Annotated in this window: 22 protein-coding genes and 1 riboswitch; of the genes, 19 read left to right on the top strand and 3 right to left on the bottom strand. The window is 61.8% G+C overall.

The window, feature by feature from the left end:
• The first annotated feature begins 328 nt into the window (after positions 1–328).
• The 5 genes from L6D63_RS19185 to L6D63_RS19165 all read left to right on the top strand — a co-directional run bounded on the left by L6D63_RS19185 (position 329) and on the right by L6D63_RS19165 (position 5,040).
• Positions 329–1,411 carry a DUF2066 domain-containing protein gene (locus tag L6D63_RS19185; RefSeq protein WP_131670014.1) on the top strand — a complete coding sequence of 361 codons (1,083 nt, stop codon included), beginning with the start codon at positions 329–331 and terminating at the stop codon, positions 1,409–1,411.
• Between the two features lie 31 nt (positions 1,412–1,442).
• Positions 1,443–2,516, top strand: a complete 1,074-nt coding sequence (locus tag L6D63_RS19180; protein WP_041074356.1) for an AI-2E family transporter — start codon at positions 1,443–1,445, stop codon at positions 2,514–2,516.
• Between the two features lie 219 nt (positions 2,517–2,735).
• A complete protein-coding gene (gene hda / locus L6D63_RS19175) occupies positions 2,736–3,440 on the top strand; it encodes a DnaA regulatory inactivator Hda (RefSeq protein ID WP_025111852.1) in 705 nt (234 codons plus the stop codon).
• Positions 3,441–3,666: 226 nt separating this feature from the next.
• Positions 3,667–4,284 carry a C40 family peptidase gene (locus L6D63_RS19170; protein ID WP_041074354.1) on the top strand — a complete coding sequence of 206 codons (618 nt, stop codon included), beginning with the start codon at positions 3,667–3,669 and terminating at the stop codon, positions 4,282–4,284.
• Positions 4,285–4,503: 219 nt separating this feature from the next.
• Positions 4,504–5,040, top strand: coding sequence for a C40 family peptidase (locus L6D63_RS19165; RefSeq protein ID WP_034156233.1), 537 nt, complete (start codon positions 4,504–4,506; stop codon positions 5,038–5,040).
• A 133-nt stretch (positions 5,041–5,173) separates the two neighbouring features.
• On the opposite strand, the gene L6D63_RS19160 is transcribed toward L6D63_RS19165, so the two are convergent.
• On the bottom strand, positions 5,174–6,487 hold the full coding sequence (locus L6D63_RS19160; RefSeq protein ID WP_047292871.1) for a PQQ-dependent sugar dehydrogenase: 1,314 nt from the start codon (positions 6,485–6,487) through the stop codon (positions 5,174–5,176).
• A 65-nt stretch (positions 6,488–6,552) separates the two neighbouring features.
• On the bottom strand, positions 6,553–7,137 hold the full coding sequence (locus tag L6D63_RS19155) for a hypothetical protein (protein ID WP_041074348.1): 585 nt from the start codon (positions 7,135–7,137) through the stop codon (positions 6,553–6,555).
• Between the two features lie 164 nt (positions 7,138–7,301).
• A riboswitch (cobalamin riboswitch) is annotated at positions 7,302–7,532 on the top strand.
• Between the two features lie 81 nt (positions 7,533–7,613).
• Here L6D63_RS19155 and cobO point away from each other — a divergent pair.
• The 14 genes from cobO to L6D63_RS19090 all read left to right on the top strand — a co-directional run bounded on the left by cobO (position 7,614) and on the right by L6D63_RS19090 (position 19,229).
• Positions 7,614–8,225: a cob(I)yrinic acid a,c-diamide adenosyltransferase gene (gene cobO / locus L6D63_RS19150; RefSeq protein WP_041074346.1), complete on the top strand. Its 612-nt coding sequence runs from the start codon at positions 7,614–7,616 to the stop codon at positions 8,223–8,225.
• Positions 8,222–9,622, top strand: a complete 1,401-nt coding sequence (locus tag L6D63_RS19145; RefSeq protein ID WP_131670015.1) for a cobyrinic acid a,c-diamide synthase CobB — start codon at positions 8,222–8,224, stop codon at positions 9,620–9,622. Before cobO ends, L6D63_RS19145 begins: the two co-directional genes overlap by 4 nt.
• The gene (bluB, locus tag L6D63_RS19140) at positions 9,619–10,269 is read left to right on the top strand and encodes a 5,6-dimethylbenzimidazole synthase (RefSeq protein ID WP_131670016.1); all 651 of its coding nucleotides are present in this window, start codon (positions 9,619–9,621) and stop codon (positions 10,267–10,269) included. The genes L6D63_RS19145 and bluB overlap by 4 nt, the downstream gene beginning before the upstream one ends.
• A complete protein-coding gene (gene cbiB, locus L6D63_RS19135; protein WP_095667135.1) occupies positions 10,266–11,174 on the top strand; it encodes an adenosylcobinamide-phosphate synthase CbiB in 909 nt (302 codons plus the stop codon). Before bluB ends, cbiB begins: the two co-directional genes overlap by 4 nt.
• Complete coding sequence (cobD, locus tag L6D63_RS19130; protein ID WP_131670017.1) at positions 11,167–12,159, top strand: threonine-phosphate decarboxylase CobD; 993 nt, start codon at positions 11,167–11,169, stop codon at positions 12,157–12,159. The genes cbiB and cobD overlap by 8 nt, the downstream gene beginning before the upstream one ends.
• Complete coding sequence (locus L6D63_RS19125; protein WP_131670018.1) at positions 12,156–13,658, top strand: cobyric acid synthase; 1,503 nt, start codon at positions 12,156–12,158, stop codon at positions 13,656–13,658. The genes cobD and L6D63_RS19125 overlap by 4 nt, the downstream gene beginning before the upstream one ends.
• A gap of 87 nt (positions 13,659–13,745) precedes the next feature.
• A complete protein-coding gene (gene cobU, locus L6D63_RS19120; RefSeq protein WP_131670019.1) occupies positions 13,746–14,267 on the top strand; it encodes a bifunctional adenosylcobinamide kinase/adenosylcobinamide-phosphate guanylyltransferase in 522 nt (173 codons plus the stop codon).
• Positions 14,264–15,319: a nicotinate-nucleotide--dimethylbenzimidazole phosphoribosyltransferase gene (gene cobT / locus L6D63_RS19115; RefSeq protein WP_131670020.1), complete on the top strand. Its 1,056-nt coding sequence runs from the start codon at positions 14,264–14,266 to the stop codon at positions 15,317–15,319. The genes cobU and cobT overlap by 4 nt, the downstream gene beginning before the upstream one ends.
• Entirely contained in the window at positions 15,316–15,891 is a 576-nt protein-coding gene (cobC, locus tag L6D63_RS19110) for an alpha-ribazole phosphatase family protein (RefSeq protein WP_095667133.1), read from the top strand. Before cobT ends, cobC begins: the two co-directional genes overlap by 4 nt.
• Before the next feature lies 1 nt (position 15,892).
• A complete protein-coding gene (locus L6D63_RS19105; RefSeq protein WP_131670021.1) occupies positions 15,893–16,624 on the top strand; it encodes an adenosylcobinamide-GDP ribazoletransferase in 732 nt (243 codons plus the stop codon).
• A 201-nt stretch (positions 16,625–16,825) separates the two neighbouring features.
• Positions 16,826–17,230 (top strand): MarR family winged helix-turn-helix transcriptional regulator, encoded by a 405-nt coding sequence (locus L6D63_RS19100; RefSeq protein ID WP_131670022.1) that lies wholly within the window; start codon positions 16,826–16,828, stop codon positions 17,228–17,230.
• Positions 17,231–17,283: 53 nt separating this feature from the next.
• Entirely contained in the window at positions 17,284–18,492 is a 1,209-nt protein-coding gene (locus L6D63_RS19095) for an MFS transporter (protein WP_131670023.1), read from the top strand.
• Complete coding sequence (locus L6D63_RS28635) at positions 18,489–18,614, top strand: hypothetical protein (RefSeq protein WP_256588587.1); 126 nt, start codon at positions 18,489–18,491, stop codon at positions 18,612–18,614. The genes L6D63_RS19095 and L6D63_RS28635 overlap by 4 nt, the downstream gene beginning before the upstream one ends.
• A gap of 54 nt (positions 18,615–18,668) precedes the next feature.
• On the top strand, positions 18,669–19,229 hold the full coding sequence (locus L6D63_RS19090; RefSeq protein WP_047292891.1) for a glutathione peroxidase: 561 nt from the start codon (positions 18,669–18,671) through the stop codon (positions 19,227–19,229).
• 180 nt (positions 19,230–19,409) lie between these two features.
• On the opposite strand, the gene L6D63_RS19085 is transcribed toward L6D63_RS19090, so the two are convergent.
• The gene (locus L6D63_RS19085) at positions 19,410–20,681 is read right to left on the bottom strand and encodes an OmpP1/FadL family transporter (protein ID WP_047292892.1); all 1,272 of its coding nucleotides are present in this window, start codon (positions 20,679–20,681) and stop codon (positions 19,410–19,412) included.
• Between the last annotated feature and the right edge of the window lie 272 nt (positions 20,682–20,953).

Raw genomic sequence — 20,953 nt, 5'->3', positions numbered from 1 at the left:
AGCGGGAACATCGAAATCGAGAGGGCGATGGCCTCACGCGAATTTCGGGGTGCCCGGCTGTTGCCGGTCTGCGAAGGCGCGCGATTTTATCAGGCTTGAGGGGCAGCGGCCATCCTCGCGCCGACGGGCAGGGGCATAATCAGCGGAAATTTTTTGCAATTGTGCCGGGTGGCTGCCTGTATAAGGTGTACCGATTAACCGTCTATCGTTATCCCTGTGCAAAAACTTACCGCCGCCGTGTGAATGTTTTGCGATGGCAGATTGTCACAGCCTTGCTTAACCGGTTCACGCGGCCTGTTCCAGCCGCTCCTGTCGACGGGAATTTTCCATGCGTTTTTGTAAATTGTTGGTTGTGGGTTGTTTGTCCGTGGTCAGCCTGGCGAGTCATGCCGAAAACCTCAAGGGTCTCTATCAAGTGCGTCAGCCGGTCAGCAGCCAGGCGCCGGAAGAGCGTGATCGCGCCACGCAGGCGGCGCTGGATACGCTGGTATTGCGCCTGACCGGCGACCCGAAGGCGGTGCAAAATCCAGGGTTGGCGACGATTCGCAAAGACCCGCAGCAGATCATCAGTCAGTTCGGTTTTGATGCCGGGCCACCGGAAGTGCTGAAAGTCGATTTCGACCCGGCCACCACTGAGCAGGCGCTGCGTCGTGCGGGATTGTCGCTGTGGGGCGCGAGCCGGCCGTCGATCCTGAGTTGGTGGCTGAACGATTCGACTGAAGGTTCGAGCCTGGTCGGCGACGGTCAGGCAGCGGCGGCACCACTGCGTGCGGCGGCTCAGCATCGTGGTTTGCCCTTGCGTTTGCCGCTGGCGGATCTGAGTGAGCAACTGGTGGCCACCGCGCCGGTGCTGGATGGCACCGATCCCGCGCCATTGCGCGGGGCTTCGGAGCGTTACGGCGCAGATGCCTTGCTGGCGGTGCATGCGCACGAAGAGGGCGGGCAGTGGCAGGCCAAGTGGCATCTGTGGCTGGGCGATCAGAAAGAGGCCGGCAGTGTGCAGGGCGCCGATCAGGCTGCCGTGGCCGATGCGGTGATGCTGGCGGTAGCGGAGCGTCTGGCGCCGCGCTTTGTCGCCAGGCCTGGCGCTTCGGGTCAACAGACTCTGGAAGTGCAGGGTATGAATCTTGAGCATTACGCCTCGCTGCTGCGGTTACTCGAACCGTTCGGTGTGCGTCTGCAAAGTGTCGATGGTGATCGCATCGTGTATCGGGTCAACGGCAGTGCCGATCAGTTGCGCGCGCAATTGTCGCTGGCGAAGTTGCAGGAGTTGCCGGCCGAAGCTCCGACGCCAGTGCCAGTGCCAGTGCCAGTGCCAGTGCCAGTGCCGCAGCCAGCCGTCGCAGGTGCGGCGCCTGTTGCGGCTCCGGCGCCTGCACCGATAGCGCCTTCGTTGCGGTTTCGCTGGTAAGTCTTTCCTTATATAGAAGCAGGAGTGATACATGGCCGATACGCGGCGTTGGTTCTGGCTCGGTGGGGTAGTCCTGCTTTGCGCGTTTGTCTGGTTGCTGCACCCGATCCTCACGCCGTTTCTGGTGGCGTTGCTGCTGGCGTACCTGTTCGATCCGCTGGTGGATCGTCTGGAACGGCTGGGCCTGTCGCGAACCTGGGGCGTGATCGCGGTGTTTGCCTTGTTCACCCTGATTGTCACCACGTTGTTGCTGGTGTTGGTACCGATGCTCGCCAAGCAGTTGCTGCGCTTGTACGAACTGGCGCCGCAGATGCTCGATTGGCTGCAGCACACGGCGCTGCCCTGGGCGCAGTCGAAACTGGGGCTGTCGGACGGCTTCTGGAAGTTCGACAAGGTCAAGGCCGCGATCAGCGAGCACATGGGGCAGACCACTGATATCGTCGGTGTGGTGCTGAGTCAGGCCACGGCCTCGAGTCTGGCCCTGATCGGCTGGCTGGCGAATCTGGTGTTGATCCCGGTGGTGAGTTTCTACCTGCTGCGTGACTGGGACGTGATGATGGCCAAGATCCGCAGCCTGCTGCCGCGTGATCGTGAAGAAACCATCGTCTCGCTTGCGGGGGAGTGCCACGAGGTGCTCGGCGCGTTCGTGCGCGGGCAGTTGCTGGTGATGCTGGCGCTGGGCGTAATCTACGCAGCAGGTCTGATGATCGTTGGGCTGGAACTGGGGCTGTTGATCGGCCTGATCGCCGGTCTGGCGGCCATCGTGCCGTACATGGGCTTCGTGATCGGGATTGGCGCGGCGCTGATTGCCGGTTTGTTCCAGTTCGGTGGTGATCTGTATCCGATGATCGGAATCGTGGCGGTGTTCATGGTCGGGCAGGCGCTCGAAGGCATGGTGCTGACGCCTTTGCTGGTGGGTGACCGGATCGGTCTGCATCCGGTGGCGGTGATTTTCGCGATTCTGGCCGGCGGCGAGCTGTTCGGCTTTACCGGTGTGCTGCTGGCACTACCGGTGGCGGCGGTGATCATGGTGCTGGTGCGTCACGTGCACGATTTGTACAAGGACTCGGATATTTACAGCGGGACCGATGAGCCCGAGCTGTGATCCGATCACGGGTGGCCCGGCATTGCGCCGGGTTGGCCCGTGTTTTGCGGTGAGTTCGTTCGGCGCCGCGTCAGAGAAACTGTCATAAAACCAGCGTGTTAACGCAAACCTTTGATTTTGCTTGAGGTCTGTCGCATTGTGCGCTCAGCTTCACGGGTATAAACTTCGCAAACTTTACACAGAGGCCACTAACGGTTCCTTGAGAACTGTTCAGTCAGCATGAAACCGATTCAGCTGCCCCTAGGTGTGCGTCTGCGTGACGACGCCACCTTCATCAACTACTACCCAGGCGCCAATGCCGCTGCACTCGGCTATGTCGAGCGCCTATGCGAAGCCGACGCCGGCTGGACCGAAAGCCTGATCTACCTGTGGGGCAAGCATGGGGTAGGGCGTACGCATCTGTTGCAGGCGGCTTGCCTGCGTTTTGAGCAGATGGGTGAGCCGGCGGTGTACCTGCCGCTGGCCGAATTGATGGATCGCGGCATCGAAATTCTCGACAACCTTGAACAGTATGAACTGGTCTGTCTCGATGACTTGCAGGTGATTGCCGGCAAGCCGGACTGGGAAGAGGCGATGTTTCATCTGTTCAATCGTCTGCGCGACAGCGGTCGACGCTTGCTGATTGCCGCTTCAACCTCGCCCCGCGAGCTGCCGGTGAAACTGGCAGACCTCAAATCGCGTCTGACGCTGGCGCTGATTTTCCAGATGCGCCCGCTTTCCGATGAAGACAAATTGCGTGCCCTGCAATTGCGTGCTTCGCGACGCGGCCTGCACCTGACCGATGAAGTCGGACACTTTATTCTGACCCGTGGCACCCGCAGCATGAGTGCATTGTTCGACCTGCTCGAACAGCTGGATCAGGCTTCGTTGCAGGCGCAACGCAAGCTGACCATTCCGTTCCTGAAGGAAACCCTCGGCTGGTAGTGCAGCCCTTGAAATCCGCAGGTTTCAGGCGGTTTCGACATATTTCAGGCGCCAGAAAATCCGCTTTTCCGCACGGGGTGCAGACTGCGTATCGAGTCAAATGGGCTTAAGCGCTTAGATGTAAACGAGAAACCGGGAAGTCACAAAAAGATCGATTGAATTTGCAAATGAGGCCGATAGCGGGCATAGTCTCGGCTTCTTTACAACTTCAGCCACGGTCGTGCCCATGCTAAATCGCTTCGCACCCCTCGTGCCTCTCGCACTCGTCACCCTGTTGTTCGGTTGCGCTGCTCATTCTCCAGTTCAAGAGCAGCCTCAACAGGTTAAAAATTCTGCCACTGCCCAGTCTTCCGTTATTTACCAGGAAGAGCTGGCCACCGAAAAAGAACTCGCCGATTTCAACGGCAAGAAGCCCTACGAGCTTCCGGTTCTGGCCGACAGCATCCTCGAACGCGGCATGTCCCTGATCGGTACCCGTTACCGTTTCGGCGGTACCTCTGAAGCCGGTTTTGACTGCAGCGGTTTCATCGGTTATCTGTTCCGCGAAGAAGCCGGCATGAATCTGCCGCGCTCCACCCGCGAAATGATCAACGTGGATGCGCCTCTGGTCTCGCGCGGTAATCTTGAGCCGGGCGATCTGCTGTTCTTCGCCACCAATGGTCGTCGCGGTCGTGTAAGCCACGCCGGGATCTACCTGGGTGACAATCAGTTCATTCACTCCAGCAGCCGTCGCAGCGGCGGTGTCCGCATCGACAGCCTGGGTGACAGCTACTGGAGCAAGACCTTCATCGAAGCCAAGCGCGCCCTCGCGATGGCACCGACCGTGGTCACCGCTCGCAAGTAATTCCCCGTTGTCGCCACGTCCGTGGCGACAAAAACGGATCCCGGCAAGGGAGTAGACCTAGACTTTACAAGGTGAAGTTAAAGTCTTACTTGAAGTTTGCCGTGTAGCCGCTAGAATCCTGTATCTATATTGATGGCAAACCGCCTGCGTGCTCCGCAGGCGGTTTTGTTTCTGTCCATTCGGCAGAGAAAGCCGCAGCCAGATCAGGATGTTCTGCTTATGACGATGTCGGCCCGCCTCACATTGATTTTCTTCGCAGCGCTGCTCAGCGCCTGCGCCAGCCGCACCCCGCCGCCTGCGCCCGTGGTACGCGCTCCGGTGGTGTTCGGGCCCTCCCAAGCTTTTTCGCCCGCTGCTGAGGATGTGCTGTTTCGCGCGCTGGGCCTGGTTGGCACGCCCTATCGCTGGGGCGGCAACACGCCAGACTCCGGGTTTGATTGCAGCGGTCTGATCGGTTTCGTCTACCGCGATGCCGCCGGCATCTCCCTGCCGCGCTCCACCCGCGAGATGATCGTGATGCAGGCGCCGAATGTGGGCAAGGAAGGGTTGCAGACCGGCGACCTGATCTTCTTCGCCACCAACGGCGGCTCTCAGGTCAGCCATGCGGGGATCTACGTGGGGGAAGGTCGCTTCGTGCATGCGCCAGCCACCGGCGGCACAGTGAAGCTGGACAGCCTGTCGAAGGCGTATTGGCAGAAGGCGTATTTGAGTGCCAAGCGGGTGTTGCAGCCGGAGCATCTGGCGCATAACCCCTAGTAAAAAATCGCAGTAATCCTAATGTGGGAGCGAGCCTGCTCGCGAAAGCGGTGTATCAGTCAACTCAATGTAGGCTGACACTCCGCATTCGCGAGCAGGCTCGCTCCCACAGTTGTTTTGTGGCGGGCCCACGTTACTTGGCGGACGACACTCGCCACACCTTGTTCCCCACATCATCGGCCACCAGCAAACCACCTTGCTGGTCAATCACCACGCCAACCGGGCGGCCCAATGCGTTCTCGTCCTTGTCGAGGAAGCCGGTCAGCACATCCACCGGTGCTCCGTTCGGCTTGCCGGCGGTGAATGGTACAAAAATCACCTTATAGCCACTGTGCGGTTTGCGGTTCCACGACCCGTGCTGGCCGATAAACGCGCCTTCCTTGAACTGCGCGGGCAAGTTGTTGCCCTCGGCGAAGGTCAGGCCCAGCGAGGCGGTGTGCGGGCCGACGGCATAATCCGGAGCGATGGCCTTGGCCACAAGATCCAGATTCTGCGGCTTCACCCGCACATCCACGTGCTGACCGTAATAGCTGAAAGGCCAGCCATAGAAGCCACCGTCCTTGACCGAGGTGATGTAGTCCGGCACCAGGTCGCTGCCGATTTCGTCACGTTCGTTGACCGCTGTCCACAGCGCGCCTGTGGTGGGCTCCCACGCCAGGCCGTTGGGGTTACGAATGCCCGAGGCGAAGATCCGGTGATTGCCCGTGGCGCGATCCACTTCCCAGATCGCGGCGCGACCTTCCTCTTTATCCAGACCATTCTCGCCGACATTGCTGTTCGAGCCGACGGTGACATAGAGCTTGCTACCGTCCTTGCTGGCGATGACGTTCTTGGTCCAGTGATGGTTCAGCGTACCGCCCGGCAGGTCGGTAACCTTGATCGGCTGTGTGTTGATCTCCGTCGCACCGGGTTCGTAGTGGAAGCGCAGCAGGCGATCAGTGTCAGCGACGTACAAATCGTTGCCGACCAGGGTCATGCCGAACGGCGAGTTGAGGTTCTGCAGAAACACCGTGCGGGTCTCGGCCACGCCGTCGTGATCGGCGTCGCGCAGCAGGGTGATGCGGTTCGGGCTTGGCACGCCGGCACCGGCTTTGCCCATGACTTTCTTCATCACCCAGCCGCGAATACCGCTGCTGTCATCCGGTTTCGGTGGCGCGTTGGTTTCCGCCACCAATACGTCACCGTTGGGCAGCACGTAGAGCCAGCGTGGGTGATCGAGGCCTTCGGCAAATGCAGCCACTTGCGTACCGGCTGCGGCGGTCGGTTTGCCACCTGCAGGCCAGCCGACCGCTGGGGCGATGTTCACCGTCGGGATCAGGGTTTTGTTCGGTTCAGGCAGTTTCGGTGACGGTCCAGTGCCGTCGGAAACTTGCAGGCTGGAGGATTCACCGCAGGCGGCGAGCCCTCCGGCGAGAGCGATGACGAGAGCGAGTCGGGTTTTGCGCATTGCTGATCTTCCCTATGAATGCATGCTTAATCATAGAGAACCCTGCGCACCCGATGGTTCAACCGCTATCCGCGGGCCTCTTTGAACAGCACGGCGATGCCCGGGTGATAATTGCCCGCTTCGCTGCGCAACTTGCGGTAGGCGTAGGGGAAATACCAGGCCACGGCGCAGCAATGCTCCTTTTGCAGGTCGTCGACCATGTCCTGCAACTCTTCGGGGCTGGCGCTGTGCTGGGCCTTCTGCGGGGCGACGAACAGGCAGCCGAGCTTGAGGTCGCTGGCAAAACTGATGCGTTTGGCATCGCTGGTGATGTCCAGCAGGGCCTGGGTCAGATTGAGGTTGTTGACCCGCGGCCAGCGCTGGGTGGCCTGAAGGTAGGCGCGGTCTTCGGCCCCGGCGATGAACAGGTCGGCGCGGGCATTGCGCTCGCCGTCTTCGTTCTGCTTGCGGGTGGTGGTATCGCAGAGGGTCACCAGCTCGGCCATCCAGGCCGCAGCGGAGAGCAAGCCGAGATTGGCTTTCTCGTCATGCCAGTAGGGCGTGTCGTTGTCACCGCGTACCGCGTTGTAACGGTCAATACAGTCAAACCAGCGTTCAAGCACCGGGCGCAGGAATTCCAGGCGCGGGTTGCTGATGATCATGCCTTGCATCGTCATCATCCTTATTGTTGTGGTGTGCTTTTTCAATCAAAAGCATGGCTCTTTGATATCACTTGTCTCAGTGTGGCACAAGATTGGCGTCAGATAATTGATCGGCGGCAGTTATTCGCCCGACGGCCCCCTCTTTAATTGACGCTCCACCCCCAACCCTCTAACCTTCGCGGCTTGTTTCAGGTGCTCTGTGACGCGTGTCGACAGAGTGAAACAGGGAAGCCGGTGAGGGTTGTCTTCAGGTGAAGCACGATCACGATCCCGGCGCTGCCCCCGCAACGGTAAATGAGTGAAAACTGCGCATTGAGCCACTGTGTCGACCGACGCGGGAAGGCGCGCAGTCAGGCGATTCGCCGCTCATGAGCCCGGAGACCGGCCTGATCCATCCAGCGGCATCACGGTGGGCGATGCCAGGCTTTTTGCCGTCTGTTCTTGTGCCTGCCCGCCGTTATCCAGCCTCAACGGAGAGCTCCCCCATGACCGATTCCCCCGAGCGCGACGAACGCCATCTGGCGCGTATGCAGCGCAAAAAAGCCGTGATCGACGAACGCATCGCCAATTCCCCTGACGAGTGCGGCCTGGTGCTGGTGTTGACCGGCAATGGCAAAGGCAAAAGCAGCTCGGCGTTCGGCATGCTTGCCCGTGCCATGGGCCACGGCATGCAGTGTGGCGTGGTGCAATTCATCAAGGGCCGCAACAGCACCGGTGAAGAGTTGTTCTTCCGCCGCTTCCCCGAGCAAGTGCGTTTTCACGTGATGGGCGAGGGTTTCACCTGGGAAACCCAGGATCGCCAGCGTGACATCGCCGCCGCTGAAGCTGCGTGGGCAGTGTCTCGCGAGCTGCTGCGTGATCCGTCGATCGGCCTGGTGGTGCTGGATGAACTGAACATCGCCCTGAAACACGGCTACCTCGATCTGGATCGAGTGCTCAGCGACCTGCAGGCGCGTCCGCCGATGCAGCACGTGATCGTCACCGGTCGCGCGGCCAAGCCGGAAATGATCGAAATGGGCGATACCGTCACCGAAATGGGCATGCTCAAGCACGCCTTCCAGGCCGGCATCAAAGCGCAGAAAGGCGTCGAACTTTGAATCAACCACGTCACTGCCCGGCGGTACTGATCGCCGCGCCGGCCTCCGGTCAGGGCAAGACCACCGTCACCGCCGCGCTCGCTCGCTTGCATCGCAACCAGGGGCGCAAGGTGCGCGTGTTCAAGTGCGGCCCGGACTTCCTCGACCCGATGATTCTCGAGCGCGCCAGCGGTGCGCCGGTGTATCAACTGGACATGTGGATGGTTGGCGAGCAGGAAAGCCGCCGCCTGTTGTGGGAAGCCGCCGCCGAAGCCGATCTGATCCTGATTGAAGGCGTGATGGGCCTGTTCGACGGCACGCCGTCCAGCGCTGATCTGGCGCGCCATTTTGGTGTGCCGGTGCTTGGTGTGATCGATGGCACCGCCATGGCCCAGACCTTTGGTGCCCTGGCGCTGGGGTTGGCGCGCTATCAGCCGGACCTGCCGTTTGCCGGGGTGCTGGCCAACCGCGTCGGCACCTTGCGTCATGCGCAATTGCTCGAAGGCAGTCTCACCGAAGGTCTGCGTTGGTACGGCGCGCTGTCGCGGGAAACCGGGATCGAGTTGCCGAGTCGCCATCTCGGTCTGGTGCAGGCCAGCGAATTGAATGATCTGGACCTGCGTCTCGACGCGGCCGCCCAAGCGTTGGCCAGCAGTTGCGAGGTAGCGCTGCCACCGGCCGTGGAGTTCGCCGCGCCTGAAGTGATCCCTGCCGAACCGCTGCTCGACGGCGTGCGCATTGCCGTCGCTCGTGACGAAGCCTTTGCCTTCACCTACGGCGCCAGCCTCGATCTGCTGCGGGCGATGGGCGCCGAGTTGAGTTTCTTCTCGCCGATCCGCGATACGCAGTTGCCCGACGCCGACAGTCTGTATCTGCCCGGTGGCTACCCGGAATTGCACCATGTGGCGCTGGGGCAAAACACCGCGATGCTGGATGCGATTCGCGCGCACCACGCTGCCGGCAAACCGCTGCTTGCCGAGTGCGGCGGCATGCTCTATCTGCTCGACGCGTTGACCGATGTCGAAGGCACCCGCGCCAAACTGGTCGGGTTGCTGCGCGGTGAGGCGGTGATGCAAAAACGTCTGGCGGCACTGGCACTGCAAGCGGTGGATTTGCCAGAAGGTTCGTTGCGCGGCCACACCTATCACCATTCCCTGACCAGCACCGAACTGACGCCGATTGCCCGGGGAGTCAGCCCGAATGGCGGGCGCGGGGCGGAGGCGGTTTATCGGGAGGGGCGGATGACGGCGTCGTACGTGCATTTTTACTTTCCGTCGAATCCGACGGCGATTGCCGCATTGTTTGCGCCAGATCTCAAGGCCGCCATCGCTGGCAAGCCAGCTCCCACAGTGACCGGTGTCATGCCTGAAGAAACGCGATTCCCTGTGGGAGCTGGCTTGCCAGCGATGGGGCCATGATCGACAACGCCTATTCCGAGGCCGAACGCGCAGCCGTCTACCGAGCCATCGCCGAGCGCCGCGACATGCGCCACTTCACCGGCGGCACGGTCGAGCCGGAGCTGCTGCGCCGTCTGCTGGAAGCCGCGCATCAGGCGCCCAGCGTCGGTCTGATGCAGCCGTGGCGCTTTATCCGCATCAGCGATCGCGCCTTGCGTGGGCAGATCCAGAACCTCGTCGAAGAAGAACGCGTGCGTACCGCCGAAGCCCTCGGCGAGCGCAGTGACGAGTTCATGAAGCTCAAGGTCGAAGGCATCAACGACTGCGCCGAAGTGCTGGTCGCGGCGCTGATGGACGATCGTGAAAAACACATTTTCGGCCGTCGTACGCTGCCGGAAATGGACCTGGCCTCGCTGTCCTGCGCGATTCAGAATCTGTGGCTGGCGTCCCGTGCCGAGGGGCTGGGCATGGGCTGGGTGTCGCTGTTCGAACCGCAGGCGCTGGCCGATCTGCTGCAGTTGCCGGCCGGGGCCAAGCCATTGGCGGTGTTGTGCCTGGGGCCGGTCAAGGCATTCTATCCGGCGCCGATGCTGGTACTCGAAGGGTGGGCGCAGGCGCGGCCGCTCAATGAGTTGCTGTACGAAAATTATTGGGGAGTGAGTCAATGAGTGTGGCGTTGTTGAGTGTCGCCGCGGTCGCGCTGGATGCGCTGCTGGGTGAACCGAAACGCTGGCATCCGCTGGTGGCGTTCGGCAATTTTGCCGGGCGCATCGAGCGCCGTTTCAATGCGGGCGGACGTGGCTGGCGCAGTCACGGGGTCACCGCGTGGGTGATCGCGGTGCTGCCGCTGACCTTGCTCGCCACCGCGTTTTCCTGGGCGCCGTACGTGGGCTGGATCGTCGAGATTCTGGCGCTGTATTGCGCCCTTGGCATGCGCAGTCTTGGCGAACACGTCGAGCCCGTGGCCAAAGCCCTGCGCAGCGATGATCTGGAAGAAGCACGCAAACGCGTCGGCTATCTGGTCAGTCGCCAGACCAGCGAACTGGACAGCACCGCCGTCGCCCGCGCCGCCACCGAATCGGTGCTGGAAAACGGCAGTGACGCGGTGTTCGCCGCGCTGTTCTGGTTTGTCGTGGCCGGTGCGCCGGGCGTGGTGCTCTATCGCCTGAGCAATACGCTCGACGCAATGTGGGGCTATCGCAACGAACGCTTCGAGCGCTTCGGCTGGTGCGCGGCAAAAATCGACGACGTACTCAACTACATTCCGGCCCGACTGGTGGCGCTGACCTACGCGCTGCTGGGCAACACCCGGCTCGCCTGGAAATGCTGGCGCAGCCAGGGCCCGCAATGGGACAGCCCCAACGCCGGTCCGGTGATGGCGGCTGGCGCCGGTGCGTTAGGCGTTGAACTGGGTGGCCCGGCGATTTATCACGGTGAGCTGCATGAGCGTCCGCAACTGGGCGAAGGCGCACCGGCGGATGCCGATTCGATTGATCGCGGCTGGCAATTGGTCCAGCGCGGGGTATGGTTATGGCTGCTGATTCTCTGCGTGGGGGCTGAATTCTATGCTTGAGCACGGTGGCCGGCTGCGCAAGGCTGCACTCGATTACGGGATTGCCGAGGCCAACTGGCTCGACCTGTCCAGCGGCCTTGCGCCGTGGCCGTTTGCGGTGCCGCAGATTCCGTTGCGCGCCTGGGCGCGCTTGCCGGAAACCGACGACGGGCTGGAGCAGGCCGCGTGTGATTACTACGGTGCTTCGCAGGTGCTGCCGGTGGCCGGTTCGCAAATGGCGATCCAGCTGCTGCCGCGTTTGCGCCGTGCCGGCAAGGTCGGTGTGTTGTCGCCGTGTTATGCCGAGCACGCCGAAGCCTGGCGGCGCAGTGGTTATATCGTGCGCGAAGTGCTGGAGCAGGAAGTGGAATTCTTTCTCGACAGCCTCGACGTGCTGGTGGTGGTCAATCCGAACAATCCCACTGGCCTGAGCCTGACCCCGGCGCGGCTGCTCGACTGGCATGCGCGGCTGGCCCAGCGCGGCGGCTGGCTGGTGGTCGATGAAGCGTTCATGGATAACACGCCGCAGCTGAGCCTGGCCTCGCACACTCATCAAGTTGGCCTGATCGTGTTGCGCTCGTTCGGCAAGTTTTTTGGTCTGGCGGGGGTGCGTCTGGGGTTTGTGCTGGCCGAGCGCAAGTTGCTCAGGTTGCTCGCGGAACAGGTCGGACCGTGGGCGGTGAGCGGGCCGACACGGGTGCTCGGTCAGGCCTGTCTGCAGGACACTGAAGCGCACACTCGGCAACGTATTCGCAGCGATGAGGCCAGTGAACGTCTGGCGCTGCTGCTGGAGCGTTATGGCTTCAAACCCCATGGGGGTTGTGCGTTGTTTCAGTGGCTGATCACCGAGCACGCGCAAGCGCTACACGAATTCATGGCGCGACGCGGGATCCTTCTGCGCCTCTTCACCCACAACAGCAGTTTGCGTTTTGGCCTGCCCGCCAACGCCGCTGAAGAAGCGCGCCTCGAACAAGCGCTGCAAGCCTTTGCCAAGGAATCGAAATGACCACCCTGATGGTGCAAGGCACCACCTCCGACGCCGGTAAAAGCACACTGGTGACGGCGCTGTGCCGCTGGGCCACCCGTCAGGGCGTGGCGGTGGTGCCGTTCAAACCGCAGAACATGGCGCTCAACAGTGCGGTGACCGCCGACGGCGGCGAGATTGGCCGGGCGCAAGCGGTGCAGGCGCAAGCCGCGCATCTCGAACCGCACACCGACATGAACCCGGTGCTGCTCAAGCCCAACAGCGACACGGGCGCGCAGGTGATCATCCATGGCCGCGCGGTCACCAGCATGAACGCAGTGGCGTATCACGACTACAAAGCCATCGCCATGCAAGCGGTGCTCGCGTCGCACGAGCGGCTGAGCACGGCCTATCCGCTGGTGATGGTTGAAGGCGCTGGCTCGCCGGCCGAAATCAATCTGCGTGCCGGTGACATCGCCAACATGGGCTTCGCCGAAGCGGTGGATTGCCCGGTGCTGCTGATCGCCGACATCAATCGCGGCGGGGTGTTTGCGCATCTGGTCGGCACGCTGGAGTTGCTGTCGCCGAGCGAGCAGGCGCGGGTCAAGGGCTTCATCATCAACCGCTTTCGCGGTGACATCGCCTTGCTGCAACCGGGCCTCGACTGGCTGGAACAACGCACCGGCAAACCGGTGGTCGGTGTGCTGCCGTACGTGATGGACCTGCATCTGGAGGCAGAGGACGGCATCGACCAGCGCCAGACCGACAAGGCCGAGCAAGTGCTGAAAGTGGTGGTGCCGGTGCTGCCGCGTATCAGCAATCACACGGACTTCGATCCGCTGCGTTTGCATCCGCAGGTTGATCTGCAATTCATCGGCCCGGGGCAGGCGATCCCTGCCGCCGACCTGATCATCCTGCCCGGCTCGAAAAGCGTGCGCAGCGACCTCGCGTATCTGCGTGCCAATGGCTGGAACACGGCGATCAATCGGCACCTGCGCTATGGCGGCAAGGTGCTGGGGATCTGTGGCGGTCTGCAAATGCTCGGCGAGCAAGTGCACGATCCGCTGGGCCTCGAAGGTGCGCCGGGTTCGAGTGCCGGCCTGGGTTTGCTGGCGTTCGAAACCACGCTGGAAGCCGAGAAGCAATTGCGCAATGTGCGCGGGCATCTGGCGCTGGAAAACGCCGAGGTCAGTGGCTATGAAATCCATGCGGGCGTGACGGTGGGGCCGGCGCTGGAGAATGCGGCGGTGCATCTGGATGACGGTCGTTGCGATGGCGCGCAGAGTCTGGACGGGCAGGTGTTCGGCACCTACCTGCATGGCTTGTTCGAATCACCGCAAGCCAGTGCCGCGTTGCTGCGCTGGGCCGGGTTGAGTGATGTGCAGACGGTGGATTACCACGGCTTGCGCGAGCGCGATATCGAGCGGTTGGCGGATCTGGTGGAGCAGCATCTGGATACCGATTTGTTGCGTGAGCTCTGCGGGATTTTAGTGGCCTGCCCAGGCCCCATCGCTGGCAAGCCAGCTCCCACAGGGGAGTGAGGTGTTTCAGCCACTGCGATCACTGTGGGAGCGGGCTTGCTCGCGAAGGGGCCGGTGGCCTCAACACATAATTTTCAGGATGTCCCCATGCTCCAACTGATCCTCGGAGGCGCTCGTTCCGGCAAAAGTCGCCTGGCGGAAAAACTCGCCAGCGACAGCCAGCTGGCGGTCACTTACATCGCCACCAGCCAGCCGCTGGACGGTGAAATGAACGCCCGCGTCGCCCATCACCGCGCCCGGCGTCCGGCCGAATGGGCACTGATCGAAGAGCCCATAGCGCTGGCCCGCGTCCTGCGTGAAAACGCCGGCGCCGAGCGTTGCCTGCTGGTGGACTGCCTGACCCTGTGGCTGACCAATCTGCTGATGCTCGATGACGCCGCGCGTCTCGCCGCCGAGCGCGAAGCCCTGCTGGACGGCCTGGCGTCATTGCCGGGAGAAATCATTTTTGTCAGCAACGAGACCGGAATGGGTGTCGTGCCGCTGGGCGAATTGACTCGCCGCTACGTCGATGAAGCCGGTTGGCTGCATCAAGCTCTGGCCGAGCGTTGTCAGCGAGTCGTCCTGACAGTCGCCGGCCTGCCCCTGACCCTGAAAGGACCTGCGTTATGACTCAAGCGTGGTGGTTGAACCCGTGCCAATCCGTAAATACCGAGATCGTTGAACAAGCGGCGGCGCGCCAGCAGCAACTGACCAAACCGGCCGGCTCCCTTGGTCGCCTCGAAAGCGTGGCGGTGCAATTGGCCGGGTTGCAGGGGCAGATCAAACCGACGCTGGAGCAGGTCTGGATCGCGATTTTTGCCGGTGATCACGGTGTGGTCGCGGAAGGTGTTTCCGCCTTTCCGCAGGAAGTCACCGGGCAGATGCTGCTCAACTTCGTCAGCGGCGGTGCGGCGATCAGCGTGCTGGCGCGCCAGCTCGATGCGCAGCTGGAAGTAGTCGATCTGGGCACCGTGACACCGACGTTGAATCTGCCGGGCGTGCGTCATCTGAACATCGGCCCGGGCACGGCGAACTTCGCCAAAGGCGCGGCGATGACCCGGGCGCAGGGCGAACTCGCCTTGCAGGCCGGTCGTGACAGCGTGCTGCGAGCCAAAGCGGCCGGCGCACAGTTGTTCATCGGCGGCGAAATGGGCATCGGCAACACCACTGCCGCCAGTGCGCTGGCGTGTGCCTTGCTCGATTGCCCGGTGGCGCACCTGACCGGTCCCGGCACCGGGTTGAACGCCGAAGGCGTCAGCCACAAAGCTCAAGTGATTGAGCGCGCACTGGCGCTGCACGCGGCGCAACGTGGCGATGCGCTGCAAACCCTGTTCAACCTCGGCGGTTTTGAAATTGCCGCACTGGTCGGCGCGTACCTGGCGTGTGCGCAGGAAGGCGTCGCGGTGCTGGTCGACGGCTTTATCTGCACGGTCGCCGCGTTGGTCGCGGTGCGGCTGAATCCGGCCTGCCGCGAGTGGCTGCTGTTCGGCCATCGTGGCGCCGAGCCGGGCCATCGTCACGTGCTGGAAACCCTCAATGCCGAACCGCTGCTGGAACTCGGTTTGCGTCTGGGCGAGGGCAGCGGGGCGGCGTTGGCTGTGCCGCTGTTGCGTCTGGCCTGCGACCTGCACGGGCAGATGGCGACGTTCGCCGAAGCGGCGGTGGCGGATCGTCCGGCATGACGTTGCGTCTGGACCTGCTGCGCCACGGTGAGACGGAGCTGGGCGGCGGATTGCGCGGCAGTCTCGATGATGCGCTCACCGAAAAAGGTTGGGCGCAGATGCGTGCCGCCGTGATCGCCGGAGGGCCGTGGGATCGCTTGATCAGCTCGCCGCTGCAGCGTTGTGCGCGGTTTGCCGCCGACCTGGGCAAGCAGTTGGGGCTGCCGGTTCATTTGGATAAAGATCTGCAAGAACTGCATTTCGGTGCCTGGGAAGGGCAGAGCGCAGTGGCACTGATGGAGACCGATGCCGAGGCGCTGGGGTTGTTCTGGGCCGATCCGTATGCGTTCACGCCGCCACAGGGTGAGCCGGTCAGTGATTTTGCGGCGCGCGTGCTGGGCGCGGTTGCGCGGTTGCATCAGGCCTATGCTGGTGAACGCGTTCTGCTGATCAGTCATGGCGGGGTGATGCGTCTGTTGCTGGCGCAGGCGCGAGGTTTGCCGCGTGAGCAGTTGCTCAATGTCGAAGTCGCGCATGCTTCGCTGTTCGCGCTCAGCGTCGAGGCCGATGGCGTGCTCAAGGAAGGTCACTGAGATGCTGCCACTGTGGATCGCCTTGCAATTTCTCAGCAGCTTGCCGATTCGTCTGCCGGGGATGCCGGAGCCGCAACAACTCGGGCGTTCGCTGTTGTTTTATCCGCTGGTGGGGTTGCTGTTCGGGGTGATCCTCTGGGTATTCAACCTGGCATTGACCGGCGCGCCGTTGTTGTTGCATGCGGCGCTGTTGCTGGCGGTATGGGTGCTGCTCAGCGGCGCGCTGCACCTCGACGGACTGGCCGACAGCGCCGATGCCTGGCTCGGTGGTTTCGGTGATCGCGAGCGCACGCTGACGATCATGAAGGATCCCCGCAGCGGGCCGATTGCCGTGGTGACGCTGGTGTTGGTGTTGCTGCTGAAGTTTTGCGCGTTGCTGGCGCTGGTCGAGCAAGGGCACGCGGTGATGTTGATCATCGTGCCGTTGTTGGGGCGTGCGGCGTTGCTGGGGCTGTTTCTGACCACACCGTATGTTCGCGCGGGTGGGTTGGGGCAGGCGTTGGCTGATCATCTGCCGCGCCGGGCCGGTTGGTGGGTGCTGGGGGCAAGTGCGCTGGCCTGTTTGCTGATTGCCGGGGTGAAAGCGATTGTTGCGCTGGTTGTCGCGTTCGTCGGGTTTGTCTGGCTGCGGCAAGTGATGATGCGGCGGTTGGGCGGGACCACGGGCGATACGGCGGGAGCGTTGCTGGAATTGCTGGAGGTGGCGGTGCTGGTTGGGGATGTGTTGGTCTGACAGGTGTCTGTTGCCTGTTCGGACCTCATCGCTGGCAAGCCAGCTCCCACAGGTATTGAGGCGTTTGCAGATTATTTGAACACTTGCAAAAAACTGTGGGAGCTGGCTTGCCAGCGATGGGGATGTGTCAGACGCCACAATCCTTATTGATAAACTCATGTGTAACTTGATTTAACACAGTCGCGGGTATATACACGCATCATGCTTTCTTCTCAGTGTTTGTGCACCAACCTGCGTCGCGCCGCTCGTGGCGTCAGCAGGCATTACGACGGCGCTCTCGACGGCTTCGGGATCAACGTTGCCCAGTATTCTTTGCTGTGCAACCTGCAGCGTCTGGATCAGCCGAGCATCTCGGAACTGGCCGAAGCCATGGGCCTGGATCGCAGCACTTTGGGGCGCAACCTGCGGGTACTCGAAGGCGAGGGCCTGGTGGCGCTGGCCGAGGGCGAGGACATGCGCAACCGCATCGTCCGGCTCACCGAAACCGGTGCACAGCGCCTTGCGGCAGCGCTGCCGGCCTGGGAAGCGGCGCAACAGCGATTGATCGATCGCCTGGGCGCCGAGAAGCGTGAAACCTTGCTGCGACTGTTGGACGAACTGGCCTGAAGGCCGGTTTTTCCGGATTTAAGCGGGTATATACCCGCGAACGGAGAATAACAATGACATCGATGTGGCGTACGTGCGGTTGGGTGTTGCTGGGAAGTGCGCTGATTCTGGCGTTGTCATTGGGCGTGCGGCACGGCTTCGGCCTGTTCCTGTCGCCGATGAGTGCACAGTTCGGCTGGGGGCGCGAAGTGTTTGCCTTCGCCATCGCTTTGCAAAACCTGATCTGGGGTCTGGCGCAGCCGTTCACTGGCGCGCTGGCTGACCGATTCGGTGCGGCCAAAGTGGTGCTGGTCGGCGGCGTGCTGTATGCCGCGGGTCTGGTGTGCATGGGGCTGTCCGATTCGGCGCTGACCCTGTCGCTGAGTGCGGGTCTATTGATCGGTATCGGCCTGTCCGGCACCTCGTTTTCGGTGATCCTCGGCGTGGTCGGGCGTGCGGTGCCGCCGGAAAAGCGCAGCATGGGCATGGGCATCGCCAGTGCTGCTGGTTCGTTCGGCCAGTTTGCGATGTTGCCGGGCACACTGGGTTTGATCGGCTGGCTCGGCTGGTCGGCGGCGTTGCTGGTGCTGGGCCTGCTGGTGGCGCTGATCGTGCCGCTGGTGAGCATGCTCAAGGACAAGCCGCTGCCGGTGCTGGGCCATGAGCAGTCCTTGTCTGAAGCACTGCGCGAAGCCTGTTCGCACTCGGGCTTCTGGCTGTTGGCATTCGGCTTTTTCGTCTGCGGCTTCCAGGTGGTGTTCATTGGTGTGCATCTGCCGGCCTATCTGGTCGATCAACATCTGCCGGCAACCGTCGGCACCACGGTGCTGGCGCTGATCGGTCTGTTCAATATCTTCGGCACTTACACTGCCGGCTGGCTCGGCGGGCGCATGTCCAAGCCGCGTCTGTTGACGGCGTTGTACCTGTTGCGTGCAGTGGTGATCGTGCTGTTCCTGTGGCTGCCGGTGACGACGACTTCGGCGTACCTGTTCGGCATGGCCATGGGCTTCCTGTGGCTGTCGACGGTGCCGTTGACCAACGGCACGGTGGCGACCTTGTTTGGTGTGCGCAATCTGTCCATGCTCGGCGGTATCGTGTTCCTCTTTCATCAACTTGGCTCGTTCCTCGGCGGCTGGCTGGGTGGCGTGGTGTATGACCGTACCGGGAGTTATGACTTGATCTGGCAAGTGGCGATTCTCTTGAGTCTGCTGGCGGCCGCGCTGAACTGGCCGGTACGCGAGCGTCCGGTGGCGCGTCTGCAGCCGGTGGTCGGCGCCGTATGAAGCGTTCCTGGCCGCGCATCGCCTTTACCGCACTCGGCGCGCTGTTGCTGGCGCTGGTGTGGTGGGGCTGGCATCAGGGCGGCCTGGCGCTGATGCAGTTGGGCCTGGGCGCTTGCTTGTAGGCTTGGATGGCGAGTAACGTCGGGAGTCTGATGACTGCTCAAAGGATGCCCGACATGCTCATGCGCTGGTGTGCTGTACCTGCGTTGCTGATGGCGTTGACCGGATTGGCCCAAGCGGCCGATTGCCCGGAGGCGCTGCAAGGTTCGTTGCCCAAGTTGCGCGCCAAGGAATCCGTCGATTTGTGCCAGCGCTACGCCGGCAAACCGCTGGTGGTGATCAATACCGCCAGTTTCTGTGGCTTCGCCCCCCAGTTCGAGGGCCTCGAAGCGCTCAATCAGCATTACAAGGCGCAAGGCCTGGAAATGCTCGGTGTGCCGTCCAATGACTTCAAGCAGGAGTCCAAGGACAGCGCCGAAACCGCCAAGGTCTGCTACGCCAACTACGGCGTGACGTTCACCATGACCGAGCCGCAGAAGGTCCGAGGCGACGATGCGACTCATCTGTTCAAGGTGCTGGCCGAACAGAGCAGTGCGCCGAAGTGGAATTTCTATAAGTACGTGATCGATCGGCAAGGCAAGGTGATTGCCAATTTCTCCAGCCTGACCAAGCCGGATGATCCGGAGTTTATCGCGGCAGTTGAAAAGGCCATTGCCTCAAAACCACTGCAACCATGACCCTGTAGGAGCTGCGGAACGCTGCGATCTTTTGATCTTAAAAAACAAGATCAAAAGATCGCAGCCTCGTTTCACTCGACAGCTCCTACAGGTTGTAAATCTCAGGCACAAAAAAGCCCCGCTTTCTGCAAAGAGAGCGGGGCTTTTCTGTGGGCGAGGGGTTAGCCTCGCCGCGCAGCATCAGAAGCGGTAAGTAGCGCCGACGCCGAAACCGTTTGCCGAGTTTTCATACTTGGCGTCGTAGGTCTGGCCACGATCGTTCTGGTTGTGGACCTTGACCGACTCTTCTTTCAGGTACGAGTAAGCCACGTCGATGGTCAGGTCTTCGGTCGGGCTCCAGCCGGCACCGATGCTGAAGATTGTGCGGTCGCCAGTAGGGATGCGTGGCGAGCGGTCGACGTTGTTGGTCGGCGACTGGTCGAAGGTCAGACCGGTACGCAGTACCCATTCCTTGTTCAGCTGGTACGAAGTACCCACGGCGTAAGCCCAGGAGTCGTGCCAGTTCTGGTCTTCGGTGATCTCGCCGAACTGACCCGCCAACAGCGGCTGCACGCCGGAGTTCTTGACGGTGATCTTTTCCAGCTGGCTCCAGCGGGTCCAGGTGCTACCGGCGTAGACGTTCCAGCGATCGTTGATCGCTTGAGTGATGGAGAAGTCCACCGATTCAGGCGTGGTGATCTTCAGCGAAGCGTCGTACTTCTGCTCGGCGCCCAGACCGACTGCGCCCAACACGCTGTAATTGACCTTGGTGTTGCCTTCGAGCTTGTAATCGACTTTCGAGTGGTAGGTCAGACCCAGACGCGTGGTGTCGGTGGCTTGTACCAGCACGCCGATGTTGTAGCCCAGCGCGGTGTCGTCACCCTTGATCTTGACCTTGCCGTCCGGCGCGGCCTGGGTGATCGACAGGTTGGATTCCAGCGTACCGTCGATACGGTTGATGGTCGGACCGAAACCGATCGACACCACATCGTTGAACTTGTAGCTGACAGTTGGCTGGAAAGTGATGACTTGTACTTCGGACTTGCTGCCGAAGTAACGGCCGCCAAAGCCTTTTTCATAGTCGGTAATCAGGCCGAACGGCACATAAACGCCGAGGCCGAATGCCCAATGCTCGTCGATCGGTTTGACGTAGAAGCCCATAGGTACGGAGGTGAAGGGCACCATGTCGCCTTTGTTGCTGCCGCCGTTAGGGCTGGAGCTGGCGTCGCTGATATCGGTCTTGGCATCGAGGAATGCAACACCGCCGGTGACTTGTTCACGCGTGAGGCGCGACATGCCGGCAGGGTTGCCATAAACAGTGCTTGCGTCGTCGGCAGAAGAGGATCGCCCAGCGTAACCAGTACCCATCCCGCTGATGCTGTGTTCGTTGATGGCAAAGCCAGCTGCGAAGATCTGGGTGGATGCCATGGTAACGGCGAGGCTAAGGGTGGTTTTGAGCATGACTTTTTTCATTATTAGAACTCCTGGTGATCACCGGGGCGAAAATTACCAACATTTTCGTTCCAGCGCTATAGTCCCTATGCCTTGAGTTAGAGCGGTTTTGTAGGACAATCCGACCAGATTCGCGACCTGTTGAGCGATCTTTCAAAACTCGCCAGTCAACAAGCGACCTGATTCACCGGTGAAACACAGGTTTGCCAGGCGTAGGTGAAGTCGCGCAGACGGCCTTGCGGCTGGAAGGTCTGACGCCAGATTCGCGCCATGCCCAGCAGATCGCCCGGGGC

It is taken from the genome of Pseudomonas parakoreensis, assembly GCF_021602155.1.
Classification (GTDB): domain Bacteria; phylum Pseudomonadota; class Gammaproteobacteria; order Pseudomonadales; family Pseudomonadaceae; genus Aquipseudomonas; species Aquipseudomonas parakoreensis.
This window is presented reverse-complemented; position numbering and strand designations above follow the sequence as displayed.

Excerpts from the sequence above, each read along its gene's own strand:
- L6D63_RS19185 (WP_131670014.1), top strand. The coding sequence starts at position 329 with ATGCGTTTTTGTAAATTGTTGGTTGTGGGTTGTTTGTCCGTGGTCAGC.
- L6D63_RS19180 (WP_041074356.1), top strand. The coding sequence starts at position 1,443 with ATGGCCGATACGCGGCGTTGGTTCTGGCTCGGTGGGGTAGTCCTGCTT.
- hda (WP_025111852.1), top strand. The coding sequence starts at position 2,736 with ATGAAACCGATTCAGCTGCCCCTAGGTGTGCGTCTGCGTGACGACGCC.
- L6D63_RS19170 (WP_041074354.1), top strand. The coding sequence starts at position 3,667 with ATGCTAAATCGCTTCGCACCCCTCGTGCCTCTCGCACTCGTCACCCTG.
- L6D63_RS19165 (WP_034156233.1), top strand. The coding sequence starts at position 4,504 with ATGACGATGTCGGCCCGCCTCACATTGATTTTCTTCGCAGCGCTGCTC.
- L6D63_RS19160 (WP_047292871.1), bottom strand. The coding sequence starts at position 6,487 with ATGCGCAAAACCCGACTCGCTCTCGTCATCGCTCTCGCCGGAGGGCTC.
- L6D63_RS19155 (WP_041074348.1), bottom strand. The coding sequence starts at position 7,137 with ATGCAAGGCATGATCATCAGCAACCCGCGCCTGGAATTCCTGCGCCCG.
- cobO (WP_041074346.1), top strand. The coding sequence starts at position 7,614 with ATGACCGATTCCCCCGAGCGCGACGAACGCCATCTGGCGCGTATGCAG.
- bluB (WP_131670016.1), top strand. The coding sequence starts at position 9,619 with ATGATCGACAACGCCTATTCCGAGGCCGAACGCGCAGCCGTCTACCGA.
- cbiB (WP_095667135.1), top strand. The coding sequence starts at position 10,266 with ATGAGTGTGGCGTTGTTGAGTGTCGCCGCGGTCGCGCTGGATGCGCTG.
- cobD (WP_131670017.1), top strand. The coding sequence starts at position 11,167 with ATGCTTGAGCACGGTGGCCGGCTGCGCAAGGCTGCACTCGATTACGGG.
- L6D63_RS19125 (WP_131670018.1), top strand. The coding sequence starts at position 12,156 with ATGACCACCCTGATGGTGCAAGGCACCACCTCCGACGCCGGTAAAAGC.
- cobU (WP_131670019.1), top strand. The coding sequence starts at position 13,746 with ATGCTCCAACTGATCCTCGGAGGCGCTCGTTCCGGCAAAAGTCGCCTG.
- cobT (WP_131670020.1), top strand. The coding sequence starts at position 14,264 with ATGACTCAAGCGTGGTGGTTGAACCCGTGCCAATCCGTAAATACCGAG.
- cobC (WP_095667133.1), top strand. The coding sequence starts at position 15,316 with ATGACGTTGCGTCTGGACCTGCTGCGCCACGGTGAGACGGAGCTGGGC.
- L6D63_RS19105 (WP_131670021.1), top strand. The coding sequence starts at position 15,893 with ATGCTGCCACTGTGGATCGCCTTGCAATTTCTCAGCAGCTTGCCGATT.
- L6D63_RS19100 (WP_131670022.1), top strand. The coding sequence starts at position 16,826 with ATGCTTTCTTCTCAGTGTTTGTGCACCAACCTGCGTCGCGCCGCTCGT.
- L6D63_RS19095 (WP_131670023.1), top strand. The coding sequence starts at position 17,284 with ATGACATCGATGTGGCGTACGTGCGGTTGGGTGTTGCTGGGAAGTGCG.
- L6D63_RS28635 (WP_256588587.1), top strand. The coding sequence starts at position 18,489 with ATGAAGCGTTCCTGGCCGCGCATCGCCTTTACCGCACTCGGCGCGCTG.
- L6D63_RS19090 (WP_047292891.1), top strand. The coding sequence starts at position 18,669 with ATGCTCATGCGCTGGTGTGCTGTACCTGCGTTGCTGATGGCGTTGACC.
- L6D63_RS19085 (WP_047292892.1), bottom strand. The coding sequence starts at position 20,681 with ATGAAAAAAGTCATGCTCAAAACCACCCTTAGCCTCGCCGTTACCATG.